The organism is Isobaculum melis (assembly GCF_900111355.1).
Classification (GTDB): Bacteria; Bacillota; Bacilli; order Lactobacillales; family Carnobacteriaceae; genus Isobaculum; species Isobaculum melis.
Map to the genome: position 1 here is coordinate 19,874 of NZ_FOHA01000003.1, position 15,714 is coordinate 35,587.

Sequence of the window (15,714 nt, forward strand, 5' to 3'; positions counted from 1 at the left end):
TTGATTGGTGTCACAAAATGTTCACATTTTATGTAAACAAAAATTAAGCGTTATTGCTTTTTTAAACTATATAATTATATAATTAATTTTGTATCAATAAAGATACAAAATTGTTCTAGGAGGAATAGTTACATATGAAAAATGATTTAGCTAAGAAGTTTTTAAAAAGCGCACTAATTTTAGGCGTTGGGGTAACAACATTTGTCAGCCCATTATTAGCAGGACACACAGCGGTTCAAGCTGCTGAGGAGCAAGCAAGTACACGTGCCACTCTTTGGGATCCGGATGCAACTGAAGTTTTAGTAGCAGAAAAAAACATTGTCATTGGTTATAAAGATAACTTCAATGGATCAGGTAAATTTGATTATCGAGTGTTTGGTGAAGGCACAAACGACATCGATATCAGTGCTTCACATGAATTAGTGGAATATGGTGTTCCTTTTACCGTTTCTTTTGAACATGATGGAGAGCAATACGAATTCACATTAACTCGTGAAAAACCAGCTGCACCAGTTTCACCAATTGAAACTGTAAAAAGTGTTTTATACAACGGAAAAGCAATTACTGCAAGTAACTTCCCTAAAGTTCATGTGGGTAGTGACGGACAGATTAATGTAGCTGACTTTACATTTGTAGATGCAGAAGGAAATGCAGTAGATGGTGACATCACAGCAACACCAGTTGATACTTCAATTGTGAGTGCAACGCAAAAGACGACCATTACATTAACAGAACAAGTTATCACACGTTCAACACCAAAATCAGTATCGATTGAAGTTCCTGTAGTTGTTGCGAATCCAACAATGGTTAAAACCACTGTTGAGGAAGTAACTTACACAATTAAATCAACTTCTACTGAAGCAAATCCATCTATTTTAACAACTCAAGATGGTAAAATTAAATTAGAAGCTTGGAGTATTGGGACAGATCAATATACTGTAAGAACGACTAATGTTGAAACTGGTGAAACAAAATTAAATAACTTTGATACAACATATGGTACTTACACTGTATCATTGATTAACGATATCTTAAATACAACGTCAGATTATGTATTTAACTTTAATTTTGATAATACACCAGCTGGTACAAAAGAATTAGAGAACACAACAACAGCTACTCCAGAAAATGCATCAAAACCAACGAACTTAGCTAAAACAAATGTAAATCTAGGTGTGATTCCTAGCTTAGGCGGTTTAGGTTTAATGGGCTTATCAGGTGCAGCATTTTTTAAGAGTCGTAAAAATAAAAAATAATTTTATTATGAAGAAGAGTACCCTATAATAGGTGCTCTTCTTTAAAAAATGATAGATAATAAACGATATTGAGAAGTCAATCAGACGAATGATATAAGTATATATAAGATGAATGGTAGAAAACTTTCTGAATCGAATTTTATATATACAAAAAAAGAATCATAACAGCTTTCATATAAGATTTCTTAATGGATAATACTATATGTAAGAGTTGATTATCATGAGATGAGGATATTTATTTTCACAGTTTGTTCATATTGTTTATAAGCTATCGCTAGATGTTGTTGTAAGTTGAAATATTTCACTATATGATTGTTTTGTATCAGCTCTTGATACAGAATATCTTTAATTATAGGAGGAATAGTTACATATGAAAAACGATTTAACTAAGAAGTTTTTGAAAAGCGCACTAATTTTAGGCGTTGGGGTAACAACATTTGTCAGCCCATTATTAGCAGGACACACAGCGGTTCAAGCTGCTGAGGAGCAAGCAAGTACACGTGCCACTCTTTGGGATCCAGATGCAACTGAAGTTTTAGTAGCAGAAAAAAACATTGTCATTGGTTATAAAGATGACTTCAATGGATCGGGGAAATTTGATTATCGAGTATTTGGTGAAGGTATCAATGATATTGATATCAGTGCTTCACATGAATTAGTGGAATATGATGTTCCTTTTACCGTTTCTTTTGAACATGATGGAGAGCAATATGAATTTACACTAACTCGTAAAAATCCAGCTACTCCAGTTTCACCAATTGAAACTGTAAAAAGTGTTTTATACAATGGAAAAGCAATTACAGCAAGCAACTTTCCTAAAGTTCATGTAGGTAGTGATGGGGAAGTTGATGTAGCTGATTTTACATTTGTAGATGCAGAAGGAAGTGCAGTAGATGGTGACATCACAGCAACACCAGTTGATACTTCAATTGTGAGTACAACGCAAAAGACAACCATTACATTAACTGAACAAGTCATTACACGTTCAACACCAAAATCAGTATCGATTGAAGTTCCTGTAGTTGTTGCGAATCCAACAATGGTTAAAACAACTGTTGAGGAAGCAACTTACACAATTAAATCAACCTCTACTGAAGCAAATCCTTCAGTTTTGACTTCTCAAGATGGTAAAATTAAATTAGAAGCTTGGAGTATTGGGACAGATCAATATACACTAAGAACAACTAATATCGAAACTGGTGAAACAAAATTAAATAATTTTGATACATCTTATGGTAGCTACACTGTGTCTTTAGTTGACGATATTGTCAATACAACTTCAGATTATGTATTTAACTTTAATTTTGACAATACACCGGCTGGTACAAAGGCATTAGAGAATACAACAACAGCTACTCCAGAAAATGCATCAAAACCAACTAATTTAGCTAAAACTAATGTAAATCTAGGCGTGATTCCTAGCTTAGGTAGCTTAGGTTTAATGGGCTTATCAGGTGCTGCATTTATTAAGAGCCGCAAAAATAAAAAATAAAAGTTTTGTAAGAAAATGAATGCCTAGGGATGTGTCTGAAAATGACTGTGTCATCTGAATTTTTTAGACACATCCTAAAAGGTACTCATTTTCCTATCATTTAGAGGTGAAAAAATGACAAAAGAAGTAAAAAAAGATAAACAAGAGAAAAAAGAAAAATTTTCAATAAAATGGTTAATAATAGCCATTCTATTATTTATCTTAGGTATTGGTTTGGTATTTAGTAATCAAATTTATGGTTTTTTCATTTCTAAAAGTGTAGAACAAAACTTAGTAGAGCAAAAAGATCAGCCTTTAACGATATCCTCTGAATCCCAAGAGGAAGAGCCAAAAGATGAAGGGGTATATATGCCTAAAGAAACCTATTTAGATGATTCTGATGAAGAAATTTATCTTGGGAAGCTAGCAATGCCTGATGTGGAAATTGCTTTGCCAATTGTTAAAGGTGTCGGTGCAAATAATTTATTTAGAGGGGCAGCTACAAATAAAATAGGGCAAAAAATGGGAGAAGGAAATTATCCGCTATCTGCACATAAAATGCCTGATGGACAAGATCATTTATTATTTAGCCCATTATTAAAAGCAGAAATTGGTCATAGAGTCTATATTACAGATGAACAAAAAATTTATGTCTATGTGGTCAATAAGATTTTTGATGTGAAACCAGACCAGGTTGATATCTTAGATGATGTTTATGGGGAAACAATGATTACCCTTTATACCTGTAGTACAGATATTGCAGCAGAACGTCGTGTTGTGCAAGGTGAGTTGGAAAAAGAAATCATTTATGAAGAAGCAAGTGATGCTGAGAAAGCATTATTTAATCAATAAGAATTTTTAGGTTGACAAAACACTTGGAATAGCGCTATTATTTAGATACAAGTCAATAAAAGCAATGAAGGAAAAAAGTAGAAATCAATGGACTATCAAAGCGATTTTGGAATAGTGAAAGCCAAAAATAGAAGTGATTTTGAACAGGCATTCCTGAGCTTATTTAAAAAAGTTGCTAGTTAATATCATGATTAACTAGAATTAGGGTGGAACCGCGAAGTTATTCGTCCCTATGTGCGTAGTCATTGATTGCCACATAGGGGCTTTTTTTATTGATAAAAAGTAGAAATTTTCATTGTATGTATAAAAAAGGAGTGTATAAAAATGGGGCAAAAAAAGACTGTGCAAGAAATGATTTTAGCGTTACAAGCTTATTGGTCAAAGCAAGGCTGTATGTTAATGCAGGCTTATGATACAGAAAAGGGTGCTGGAACAATGAGTCCATATACGTTTTTACGTGCTATTGGACCTGAACCATGGAATGCAGCTTATGTTGAGCCTTCAAGAAGACCAGCAGATGGTCGTTATGGAGAAAATCCGAACCGTTTATTTCAGCATCATCAATTTCAAGTAGTGATGAAACCGTCACCTGAAAATATTCAAGAGCTTTATCTAGAAAGCTTAAAAATTTTAGGCATTGATCCATTGGCTCATGATATTCGTTTTGTAGAAGATAACTGGGAAAATCCCTCAATGGGGTGCGCAGGCTTAGGCTGGGAAGTTTGGTTAGATGGTATGGAAATTACACAGTTTACTTACTTCCAACAAGTAGGTGGGCTTGAATGTAAACCTGTAACAAGTGAAATCACTTATGGACTAGAGCGCTTAGCCTCTTATATTCAAGAAGTAGATAGCGTTTATGATTTAGAATGGACACAAGGGGTTAAATATGGAGAAATCTTTATTGAACCAGAATTTGAGCATTCAAAATATGCTTTTGAAGAGAGCAATCAAGACATGCTGTTACAATTATTTGATATGTATGAAAAAGAAGCCAAAGCACAAATTGAAAATGGTTTGATTCATCCAGCCTATGATTATGTTTTAAAATGTAGTCATACCTTTAATATGCTAGATGCTAGAGGGGCTGTTTCAGTAACAGAGCGTGCGCAATATCTTGCGCGTATTCGTAATATGGCCCGTGCTTTAGCAAGAGGCTTTGTTGCGGAACGAGAAAAATTAGGCTTCCCATTACTTGCGAAAACAGCTGAAAAGGAGGATGCAGCTCATGACTAAAACATTATTATTAGAAATTGGATTAGAAGAACTGCCAGCACAATATGTTTCATCGAGTGCTGCTCAATTATTAACCCGTGTTGAAAATTATTTAAAAGAAGCAAACCTATCTTTTGAAGCAGCAAAAAGCTTTTCTACACCAAGAAGATTAGCTGTAATGGTAAAAGGAATTGCTGAAAAACAAGCAGATGTAGAAGAAGAAGTTAAAGGACCTGCTAAAAAAATTGCGTTAGATGATGCGGGTAACTGGAGTAAAGCAGCTGAGGGTTTTGTTAGAGGTCAAGGCTTAACAACAGCTGATATTACTTTTAAAGAAATTAAAGGGATAGAATATGTTCATGTTCAAAAATTTACTCCTGGCAAACTGGTCATTGAGGTGTTAGCTGGTTTAGATAAAGTCATTACTGCAATGACTTTCCCAGTGAGTATGCATTGGGGCAATCATTCCTTTAAATATATTCGTCCAGTAAAATGGGTGACAGCTTTACTAAATGATGAAATTATTCCATTTATGGTAATGGGGGTTACAACGGATAGAACAAGTAGAGGCCATCGTTTCCTAGGAGACCCTGTTTCATTTGCGCAAGCAGAGGATTATGAAGCAGCATTAGAAAAACAATTTGTGATTGCTGATGCGAGCCGTAGAAAATTAATGATTACAGAGCAAATTGAAGAAATGGCACAAAAAAATGCTTGGGTAGTGGATTTAGATGCAGACTTATTAGAAGAAGTGAATAACCTAGTTGAATATCCGACTGTTTTTTCTGGCCAATTTAATGAAAGCTTTCTTGATATCCCAGAAGAAGTCCTGATTACTTCAATGAAGGAACACCAACGCTATTTTTATGTGAAAAATAAAGCAGGTCAATTATTGCCTTACTTTATTTCAGCTCGCAATGGGGATGCTGTGCATATTGAAAATGTTGCCAAAGGAAATGAAAAAGTCCTGGCTGCCCGTTTAGAAGATGGTGCCTTCTTCTATCAAGAAGATCAACAAATCACCATTGCTGCTGCAGTGGAAAGATTAAAAAATATTACCTTCCATGAAAAAATTGGTTCAGTTTATGAGAAAATGTTGCGTGTGAAAGAATTGGCACAAATCATTGGTCAGCATGCAGGCTTAACCAAAGAAGAGCTTGCACAATTAAATCGTGCGGCAGAGATTTATAAATTTGATTTAGTGACAAATATGGTCGGTGAGTTTCCTGAATTACAAGGGATAATGGGCGAAAAATATGCTTTATTACAAGGTGAAGAGCCAGCCGTAGCACAAGCGATTAGAGAACATTATATGCCAACCTCAAGTGAAGGTGCCTTACCAGCAAGTAACATTGGGACAGTTTTAGCCATTGCGGATAAATATGATAGTGTGGCTAGCTTCTTTGCAGTTGGCATGATTCCAACCGGTTCAAATGATCCATATGCCTTACGTAGACAAGCTTATGGTGTAGTAAGAATGATTGAAGAAAAAGGCTGGAGCTTCCCAATTGAACAAATTGAAACAGAAATGATTGCTTCTTTAACAAAAAATGATCACCATTTACTTGCGCATTTTATTCAACAAAAAGATGAAGTGATTACTTTTGTCAAAGGCCGTATTCGCCAATTACTACAAGGAAGAAAAATCCGTCATGATGTGATTGATGCGGTGTTAAACTCTAGTCAAGAAGATATGCCAGTTCTTGTACAGACTGCTAGAATCTTAGAAAGTAATCTGAATTCAGCAACCTTTAAACCAACGATTGAATCCTTAACACGTGTCATGAATTTAGCCAGAAAAGGTGCCAAGGATGCCATTGAAAAAACGGATTTTGTTGTAGATGAAGCCTTGTTTGAAAATGAATCAGAAAAAGCTTTATATCAAGAAATCTGTCGCGTGGAAAAAGTCTTTGAAGTAGGTAGCATTAGTGAAGAATTTACTGCATTAGAAAGTCTACAACCAACCATTGATCAATTCTTTGATGAAACCATGGTGATGACTGAGGATAAAGCAGTCCGTGAAAATAGATTGGCTTTATTAGGTAAATTAGGGAAACTAGTGATTTCTTTTGCAAGCCTTGATGGCTTAATTGTTAAATAAATCTATTTCAAGTCCAACTTTTATGTGTAAAAGTTGGACTTTTTTTATGGCTAAACTATCATTTTTATCTGGTTTTGACTATAATAGTAAGCATATCTAAGAGAGGAGAAGACCAGATGTTAAAACGTTTTTTTAGCTATTATCAACCATATAGAAAGTTATTTATCTTAGATTTTGGTTGTGCAGTACTTGCAGCAGCTCTTGAGCTAGCTTTTCCAGTCATTGTGAATCAAGTGATTGACCAGCTGTTACCAAAAAATAATTTACGTCTCATTATTTTAGCATCTTTAGCACTACTCTTTTTTTATGCAGTCAATACAGGTGTGAAGTATATTGTGACCTATTTTGGGCATAAATTAGGAACCAATATCGAAACCGATATGCGGACTGAATTATTTGCCCATTTACAAAGACAACCCTTTAGTTACTATGACAATGAAAAAACAGGAAAATTAATGAGTAGACTCACAACTGATTTATTTGAAATTAGTGAAGTAGCCCATCATGGTCCAGAAGATATTTTTATTACCTGTATGTCATTAGGTGGTTCTCTTTATTTAATGTTGCGTATTCATGTACCTTTAGCTTGGGCAACCTTTGCTTTAGTCCCTATTATTGTGATAGCGATGACCATTTTTAATAAAAAAATGACAAAAGTAAACACCAAAATTTATAAAAATCTAGGAGAATTTAATGCGGGCGTAGAAAGCTCAATTAGTGGTGTGCGTGTTGTTCAAGCCTTTGCAAATGAAGGACATGAAGAAGAAAAGTTTGATGTTTTGAATCAAAATTATCGTGGTTTAAAGCTGAAATTTTATCAAACCATGGCCATTAGCTCCTCATTTAATTATTTCTTGATACGTCTCATCAGTTTATTTGCCCTCTTTTTTGGTGCTTATTATACTATTCAAGGAGCTATTACTTATGGTGAATTTGTTGGCTTTATCTTATTGTCTAATATTTTTATTCGACCAATAGAGTTGATTAATAATATGATTGAAAGCTACCCTAAAGGAATTGCTGGCTTTAAAAGATTTACCGAATTAATGGATATGAAGCCTGCCATTACAGACGCGCCAGATGCTGAAACAATGCCAGCTGTTCAAGGCAATATTGCCTATCAGCATGTTTCATTTGGCTATACAACTGAAAAAGATGTATTAAATGATATTCATTTAACGATCCAAGCGGGTGAAACCATTGCTTTTGTCGGTCCATCAGGCGCAGGTAAAACGACTATTTGTAATCTACTTCCTCGTTTTTACGAAGTGACAGGTGGTCAAATTACAATTGATGGATTCCCCATTCAAAAAGCCACATTAGATTCATTGAGAAATCAAATCGGGATTGTGCAACAAGATGTTTATTTATTTGCTGGAAGTATTCGTGAGAATGTTGCTTATGGGAAGCTCGATGCTACAGATGAAGAAATGATGGCTGCTGTCAAGCTAGCAAACTTAGAAAAAGTTGTTGCTGAAATGCCAGAAGGATTAGATACTTTAATTGGAGAACGAGGTGTGAAGCTATCAGGTGGCCAAAAACAACGCTTATCCATTGCCAGAATGTTTCTAAAAAATCCACCTATTCTTATTTTAGATGAGGCAACCTCAGCTTTAGATACAGAAACAGAGCAAGCGATTCAAGAAGCTTTAAATGAACTCTCAGATGGACGAACCACCTTGATCATTGCACACCGCTTAGCCACTATTAAGCATGCAGATCGGATTATTGTGGTGAATGAGCAGGGGATTGTTGAAGATGGTACACATGAAGTCTTACTTGCACAAAATGGGGCTTATCGTAAACTATATGATGCCCAATTTTCTTCTTAGCTTTGACACGATTATGATGTCAGAGTCTAGACTAAAAAGAAAAGCTGCCACATCAAGCAATTTTGATTGGGCAATAAAAAAGATCAAAAAACAAATTAAGTTACTTCAGCAAACGAAGTAAAGTGACCTGAAAAACGCAAGGAATGATAAATTACGTTTTTTATTTTCAGTTAATAGCTGAGTTGATTTTTATCAATAGACATGTTAAAATTATTTCGAAAGGACTACAACTTGTAGTTCTATCAAAAAAAGGAGTGAAACATCATGGGAGAAGGACAAGTATCTAATTCCGAATATGTATTAATGAAGATTATTTGGGCCAACCAAAATAAAGCCTTTTATTCTGAAATTGTTGAGGCACTTGAAAAAGAAAATTTTACTTGGAAAAAAAATACCATTTTAACTTTTTTAGCGCGATTAGTAGAGAAAAAAGTCTTAGCAACCAATAAAGTGGGCAGAAAAAATGAATATTATGCACTAGTTAGTGAAGAAGAATATATTGCGAGACAAACAAAATCATTTGTTGGACGTGTCTATGAGGGCAATGTGAAAGGATTAGTATCTACTTTAATCCAACAAGACTTAATTTCATCCAATGATTTAGATGAGCTACAAAGTTTTTGGGAACAAAGGAAAAAAATAGATGAATGAGGTTTTTAAGTTATCTCTCTCCTTATCTCTCTCTGCTTCAATATTAGTTTTATTGATGATTGTCATTAAAAAAGTGGGCAAAAAATGGTTATTAAAGCGCTGGATTTATTACCTTTGGCTGGTTGTTTTTTTACGGTTATTGTTACCTTTTGGCTTTGAGCAAAGTGTGATGAATCAACTATTCCATCATTTTGATGAACAAGAATTGATAACGGATGCTCCTTTGAAACCAGCAGAAAATGGTGTTCAGCTTGAAAATGTTACCCTAATAGAAACCGCTAAACCAGATGCTGAAACGCTTCAGTCTTCAGCGCCACCAAAAAAATCGATGCTTGCACTTATTTTGCATTATTTATGGATACCTTGGTTAATTGTGGGAGGGGCATTACTCATCTATAAAATTGTGACTTATCGTAACTTTGTCAATTATGTGAAAGCAAATATTACATTAGTTGATGAACCTGCAATTCTGGATTTATTGAGTGATGTGCTAGAAGAGCTTGAAGTCAAGCGACCACTTGAACTTTTTGTCAATCCTCTGATTGCTTCCCCCTTATTAATTGGTGCGCGTAAATCGGCCATTGTTTTACCAACTGTATCCCTTCAAGCAGAAGATTTGCGTCATATTCTCTTACATGAAGTGATTCATTATAAAAGAAAAGATGTCCTCTATATTTGGCTAACACAAGTAAGTGTTTGCTTAAATTGGTTCAATCCAATGATTCATCTCATGAGTCGACAGATTCAAAAAGATCGTGAGCTTTCCTGTGATGAAGCTGTTATACATAAATTGAGTGGTATAAATCGTATGCACTATGGCGATACTTTATTACGCTCATTGAGTGCATCTGGGAGCTACAAGGAATCCTTAATGTCCATTTCTTTACATGAGCATGCAAAAGATTTAAAGGAAAGACTGATTTCAATTAGTGAGTCTGCGCCTCCTTCTAAAATGGGGAAATATCTATTGATTGTTGTAGCGACTTTTTTAATTTTCATCGGGTCAGTTCTTGGGGCTTATCAAATGAATACAAGTCCTCAACCTATCAAAGAAAGCCTTCTTTCTTCAATTAACTCAGATACAGATTCAGAGCTAGAAGCGGGGGATTTTCGTAAATTGGATTTAGCTGGTGAAATAAAAGGCCTTGATTTACAAGTGCCATTAGCAAATATTACCATTCAAACAGGTTCAGCAGAGGCCATTGAAGTGGATGGAAAATTAGACTATCAATTTGAGGATGGTTTGTTCAAAGTAACCACACAGAAAAACAATGAATATGACGAGCTATCAATTGTGATTACTTTATTAGAAGAAAAGACCTACGATGCGATTCAAATGAAAACAGAAAATGCCAATATTAAGCTTGATACCATTCAAGCGAAAGATGTTTTGATTACAGGTGATTATAATCAGGTAAATCTTGCTTCATTACAAAGTGAGACCCTTCAAATCGAAGCAGAGCTTGGCGAAATCACAATCACTGATGGTACAGTCACACAGCTTGTTACGATTTCAACCTCTCTGACAGATGCAACGATAACGAATTTACATGCTAAAAATCTAGTAGTAGTGAATTCAAATGGAATAATCATAGCAAATGAACTTGAAATTTTTGAAAAAACAACCATTGAAAATGATCACGAGATGACTTTGACTGATTTTACTTCAAATCAAATCGAAGTTGCACAAGATATTGGCGACTTAAGCATTCATAATGGTTGGATGAAGCAGCAGACAACGTTCCATTCCACAATGGGAAATATCACATATCATGGTATCCTACATGGACAAACAACCGTTGAAAATGAAGGCGTTGGTACAATTGCATTAAATATTGTTGAACCACAAAATCTCTATCAAATTCAAGCAGAAAGTGAAGAGGCAGGTTTAAATAAATTGATGATTGATCAAACAACCCATGCCTATCCTTATACATCAGGTAGTGGCGAACACCTTCTTCAACTCAGAGATAGTAATACAGTTGGTACCGCTATTAAACTTTACTTTAACAGTCCTAAGGAGGAAAACTAATGTTTTTCCGTAGTAAGAAGAAGCCCTTTTAAACCAGAAATTTAATGGCTAAGATAAAACGAATGCTTCGTTTTATCTTAGCTTATTTTTTTCTTGCACTGTAATGCATTACAGAGTGTATAATAGAAAAGTAAAAAGGATGCTAAGGGAGGAAAATGGACATGAAGATGATTAAAACAGCTACATATGAAGAGATGAGTGAAGCAACAGTGAATATTTTACTCAGTCATATGTCACAAGAAAAACGTGTGAATTTGTCAATTACAGCAGGTAATAGCCCTAAAAAAATCTATGAAATGCTGATTCCAAAAGTAAAAAATAAAACCTACTATGAGCATGTGCACTATTATAATTTTGATGAGGTACCTGTTGAAGGACAAGCCGTTGGTCTCACAATGTCTGCTTTAAATGAAGCCTATTTTGAACCAGCAGCCATTCAACCTGCCAATATTCACCCAATGACAACTGAAAATTATCAAGCTTTTCCCCAAGAAATAGCGGATGCTGGTGGCTTAGATTTAATGCTGATTGGCATTGGTGCAGATGGTCATTTCTGTGCAAATATGCCAGGGACAACACGATTTCATGAAGCAGCTTACCGAATTGATTTGACACAAAAAGTAGCTGAGCCTTGGTATGAAGAGGTAAAAAAAGACTTAAACACAGACTGCTTTGTCACTTTAGGTGCAAAATCATTGATGCGTGTGCGCCATTTGGTTTTAATTGCAAATGGTCAAGGCAAGGCTGAAATTTTAAAACAAGCTTTAAATGGTCCAATTACCCCACAAATTCCTGCCTCTATTTTACAATTACACCCTAACTTCACAGTGATTACAGATGCTGAAGCTGGCGCATTATTAAAGGATAAATAACAGAAAGAGGAGATAAAAAAATGTATCATAAAAAACTAAAACCTTTTCCAAAAGATTTTCTATGGGGCGCTTCAACAAGTGCTTATCAAGTAGAAGGAGCATGGAACGAAGATGGCAAAGGACCATCGATTCAAGATCTAAAAACGATTCCAGCTGATACAAGTGACTTTAAAGTTGCAACCGATCATTACCACCATTATAAAGAAGATGTGGCTTTAATGGCAGAAATGGGCTTTAAAACCTATCGTTTCTCAATTGCTTGGACACGTATTATGCCAACTGGAGATGGTGAAGTTAATGAAAAGGGCTTAGCTTTTTATAGTGATCTGATTGATGAACTTATTAAGCATGATATTACACCTTTAGTGACTGTTTATCACTTTGATTTACCTGCTGCGCTTGAAGAAAAAGGTGGCTGGAAAAACCGTGCAACAATCGATGCGTTTACTAGATATTGTGAAATTCTCTTTAAAGCATATGGCGACCGTGTCAAATATTGGTTAACGATTAATGAACAAAATATGATGATTCTTCATGGGGCTGCTGTGTTAGGAACAGGAAAACCAGATTGGAAAGACTTATACCAACAAAACCATCATATGATGGTTGCACAAGCTAAGGTTACAACTGCTTGTCATAATTTATTACCAGATGCCAAAATTGGTCCTGCTCCAAATATTGCTTGTGTTTATTCACAAACCAATAACCCAGAAGATGTTCAAGCAGCTGAAACGATGGCAGCAATCCGTAACTGGCTCTATTTAGATATGGCCGTTTATGGAGAATATAATGCCTTAGCTTGGGCATATATGGAAGAAAAAGGCTATACGCCAACTTTTGAACCAGGGGATGAAGCGATTCTAAAAGCTGCAAAAGCTGATTTTATTGGCTTTAACTACTATGCATCACGTACAGTGGCAGCATCACCAATTGATGATACAGCTTCACCAGAAGCAGGAGATCAACAATTAGCAGTAGGCGAACCTGGCGTTTATCGTGGGGTAACCAATTCCTATTTAGAAAAAACAGAATTTGGCTGGGAAATTGATCCAGCAGGTATGCGTACAACAGCAAATCAAATCTATTCACGCTACCGTTTACCAATGATTATTACAGAAAATGGTTTAGGCGGTATTGATAAATTAGAAGATGGTAAAATCCATGATGACTATCGTATGGACTATCTGTCAAAACATATTCATCAAGTACAAGAAGCGATTACAGATGGTGCAGATATCTTTGGTTATTGCCCATGGAGTGCCATTGATTTAATTAGTACCCATCAAGGCTTTAGAAAACGTTATGGCTTTGTTTATGTAGACCGTGATGATTTTGATTTGAAAGAATTAAAACGTTACCGTAAAGATAGCTTTTTCTGGTATCAAAAAGTGATTAAAACCAATGGTGAAGATTTAGCTAAATAAGCAAAAAAGTTCGTGCTAAGCTATTCTTAGCACGAACTTTTTTATCGATTTTTAATAGAGCAGGTAAACTAGTCATAGATTGAACTAGAGCCTATGACGATGAAAATACCTATCGTTAAAATCAGCCAAGTCCAATATTTATTGGGGATAAAAAATAAAGAAGACCCATCTTTTATCTGAATACGCTCACCAGTTTCTTCATCAATGAAAGTTTTTAAGGTATCAGATACAAATTTTTTAGTGAAAAGATAATTGAAGAGTGTAGCTAACCCAACTCCAACAATCCCTTGTAAAATATAGCCTGCTCGATAACTTGTATCAACTGGCAATAGACCAAAAATAACAGTTGTTATGTAAACTCCTAAAAAGACTGATAAAACAACTAATCCACCTTTACCACGCCAAATAATCAATTGCAACACTCCTTATTATGATAAATAGATCGCTCATTTATTATTAATGAATATGAGTTAACTGTCAATCGCTTTTGAACAGTAAGGACAAAATAAATGTTGCATAAACTCATTATTTATGAAAATATGGCTTAATAGATAGTCAACCTTGTTGGTAAATATAAGGTCACGAATCTCAAAATAATAAGATATAGCATCTAAAAATACAAAATAGTCAAATCACAGAGGAGGGTAGAAATGGCTCTAAATATAAAAATGATTCAATGTTACAGTGATTTAAATGAAACAGTAGTATTAGATTTCATGCCCTGTAAAGAGGAAGATTATGATTTTATTTACGACTTTTATGATCAAACAAACACTGAATTTCTCAGAATTTTTGAAACGGACTACACTAGACTGATTGGACCTTATTTACAACCATTATTTCCTTTAAGAGATCCTATTACTTTTGAGTTACAGCCTAAATTTGATAGTTGTTTTGATCAATTGTTGAGTAAGGAGGACTGGGAAAAACTGCTGGATGTCCTTACTTTTGAAGCTTTACCAAATGTGATAAAGAAAGAAAAATATTTTTATGAATCCTTTATTTCATGGCATAAAAAGCAATTAGGTTGGGCTGATATGATCATGATAGAAGGAAATCAGTAATTGATAATTAACATGCTGTATTATTTTTCTGCAGTAGCATTTAATTGAGAATGCTTATAAAAAAATAGAATAAATTTAAATCAGAGATAATTATTAACTAAAACCAAAAGAAATGATGAGAATATAATAAATGGGTTTTAAGTTATGGAGATATATTATAAAACGTTGTAACCTATGAGAGTGTAGTGATGAAGCGATTGACACCAAGGTGAATATCCTTTACTATGGGGTTGCAAATAACATTTGTTAATTGCACCAACGAATTCCTGTACTATAAATATGTATTTCTGGGAAATTAATTTGCTTCAAAATGTTACGTTTGTAATGTTTTGAAGTTTTTTTGTCTTTTCTCTTCTCAGAACGCACAAAACAAATGTTTTTTTCATTGGAAATGCATAAAATTTATTGTTAAATCACTCATTAATTCTAATCTAAAAAGATGATTAGAATTGTTTGTTTACTGAATGGTTGATGAAAATGAAGGATGGAGTTGGCTAAGATGCATATTAAATCATTAGGAAATAAGAAAACACGCTTACTGATATTATTGGGGTTCATATTAGGAATCATTGTTTATGGCTATTGGGGATTTGCCCAGACAGAAAATCATCCTGTTTCTGCTTCAGGAGTTTATACTGGAAAAGTGCCTTCTTATTACCAAGAAGTAGGGAAAACCTCAGATGGCTTAAAGCTTTATTCTTTTGAAAATATTACTGGTAGTTCAGGTGAAAATGAACTGCTTTATAGAGTTCATGATGGGACTTATTTTCATTTGGCTGCAGCTGATGGGGAATACGAAAAAGCGGTATTAACAGTAGCGGATATTTCCTCAGAAAAACCACAGCCTTCAATTAAAGGAAAGCCAGGGAGCTATACAAATGATGTGCTTATGGATCCGGTAAGGTCCCAATGTCAGCATTCAATATAGCCTTGCAGGACAATAT

At 34.8% G+C, this 15,714-nt stretch carries 13 protein-coding genes and 1 other annotated feature; of the genes, 12 read left to right on the plus strand and 1 reads right to left on the minus strand.

What is annotated here, in order from left to right; genetic code table 11:
- The first annotated feature begins 134 nt into the window (after nt 1-134).
- The 10 genes from BMW29_RS03565 to BMW29_RS03610 all read left to right on the plus strand — a co-directional run bounded on the left by BMW29_RS03565 (nt 135) and on the right by BMW29_RS03610 (nt 13,706).
- Nucleotides 135-1,256 carry a hypothetical protein gene (locus tag BMW29_RS03565; protein ID WP_092650413.1) on the plus strand — a complete coding sequence of 374 codons (1,122 nt, stop codon included), beginning with the start codon at nt 135-137 and terminating at the stop codon, nt 1,254-1,256.
- 370 nt (nt 1,257-1,626) lie between these two features.
- Nucleotides 1,627-2,748 carry a hypothetical protein gene (locus BMW29_RS03570; RefSeq protein WP_092650415.1) on the plus strand — a complete coding sequence of 374 codons (1,122 nt, stop codon included), beginning with the start codon at nt 1,627-1,629 and terminating at the stop codon, nt 2,746-2,748.
- A 114-nt stretch (nt 2,749-2,862) separates the two neighbouring features.
- Nucleotides 2,863-3,579 carry a class A sortase gene (locus BMW29_RS03575; protein ID WP_092650417.1) on the plus strand — a complete coding sequence of 239 codons (717 nt, stop codon included), beginning with the start codon at nt 2,863-2,865 and terminating at the stop codon, nt 3,577-3,579.
- 55 nt (nt 3,580-3,634) lie between these two features.
- Nucleotides 3,635-3,814 (plus strand) — a binding site (T-box leader).
- Between the two features lie 89 nt (nt 3,815-3,903).
- A complete protein-coding gene (gene glyQ / locus BMW29_RS03580) occupies nt 3,904-4,815 on the plus strand; it encodes a glycine--tRNA ligase subunit alpha (protein ID WP_092650419.1) in 912 nt (303 codons plus the stop codon).
- Nucleotides 4,808-6,895: a glycine--tRNA ligase subunit beta gene (glyS, locus tag BMW29_RS03585; protein ID WP_092650421.1), complete on the plus strand. Its 2,088-nt coding sequence runs from the start codon at nt 4,808-4,810 to the stop codon at nt 6,893-6,895. The genes glyQ and glyS overlap by 8 nt, the downstream gene beginning before the upstream one ends.
- Before the next feature lie 116 nt (nt 6,896-7,011).
- Nucleotides 7,012-8,727: an ABC transporter ATP-binding protein gene (locus BMW29_RS03590; RefSeq protein ID WP_092650423.1), complete on the plus strand. Its 1,716-nt coding sequence runs from the start codon at nt 7,012-7,014 to the stop codon at nt 8,725-8,727.
- Nucleotides 8,728-8,991: 264 nt separating this feature from the next.
- Nucleotides 8,992-9,378, plus strand: a complete 387-nt coding sequence (locus BMW29_RS03595) for a BlaI/MecI/CopY family transcriptional regulator (RefSeq protein ID WP_092650425.1) — start codon at nt 8,992-8,994, stop codon at nt 9,376-9,378.
- A complete protein-coding gene (locus BMW29_RS03600) occupies nt 9,371-11,410 on the plus strand; it encodes a M56 family metallopeptidase (protein ID WP_092650427.1) in 2,040 nt (679 codons plus the stop codon). Before BMW29_RS03595 ends, BMW29_RS03600 begins: the two co-directional genes overlap by 8 nt.
- Before the next feature lie 161 nt (nt 11,411-11,571).
- Nucleotides 11,572-12,282, plus strand: a complete 711-nt coding sequence (locus BMW29_RS03605; RefSeq protein WP_092650429.1) for a glucosamine-6-phosphate deaminase — start codon at nt 11,572-11,574, stop codon at nt 12,280-12,282.
- Between the two features lie 20 nt (nt 12,283-12,302).
- Nucleotides 12,303-13,706, plus strand: a complete 1,404-nt coding sequence (locus tag BMW29_RS03610) for a glycoside hydrolase family 1 protein (protein WP_092650431.1) — start codon at nt 12,303-12,305, stop codon at nt 13,704-13,706.
- A gap of 68 nt (nt 13,707-13,774) precedes the next feature.
- Here BMW29_RS03610 and BMW29_RS14110 read toward each other — a convergent pair whose 3' ends face one another.
- Nucleotides 13,775-14,119, minus strand: a complete 345-nt coding sequence (locus tag BMW29_RS14110; RefSeq protein WP_092650433.1) for a hypothetical protein — start codon at nt 14,117-14,119, stop codon at nt 13,775-13,777.
- A gap of 237 nt (nt 14,120-14,356) precedes the next feature.
- Between BMW29_RS14110 and BMW29_RS03620 the strand changes: the two genes are divergently transcribed.
- Both BMW29_RS03620 and BMW29_RS03625 read left to right on the plus strand, forming a co-directional pair.
- Complete coding sequence (locus tag BMW29_RS03620) at nt 14,357-14,770, plus strand: hypothetical protein (protein WP_092650435.1); 414 nt, start codon at nt 14,357-14,359, stop codon at nt 14,768-14,770.
- Between the two features lie 499 nt (nt 14,771-15,269).
- Complete coding sequence (locus tag BMW29_RS03625; protein WP_092650437.1) at nt 15,270-15,698, plus strand: hypothetical protein; 429 nt, start codon at nt 15,270-15,272, stop codon at nt 15,696-15,698.
- The last annotated feature ends 16 nt before the right edge of the window (nt 15,699-15,714 follow it).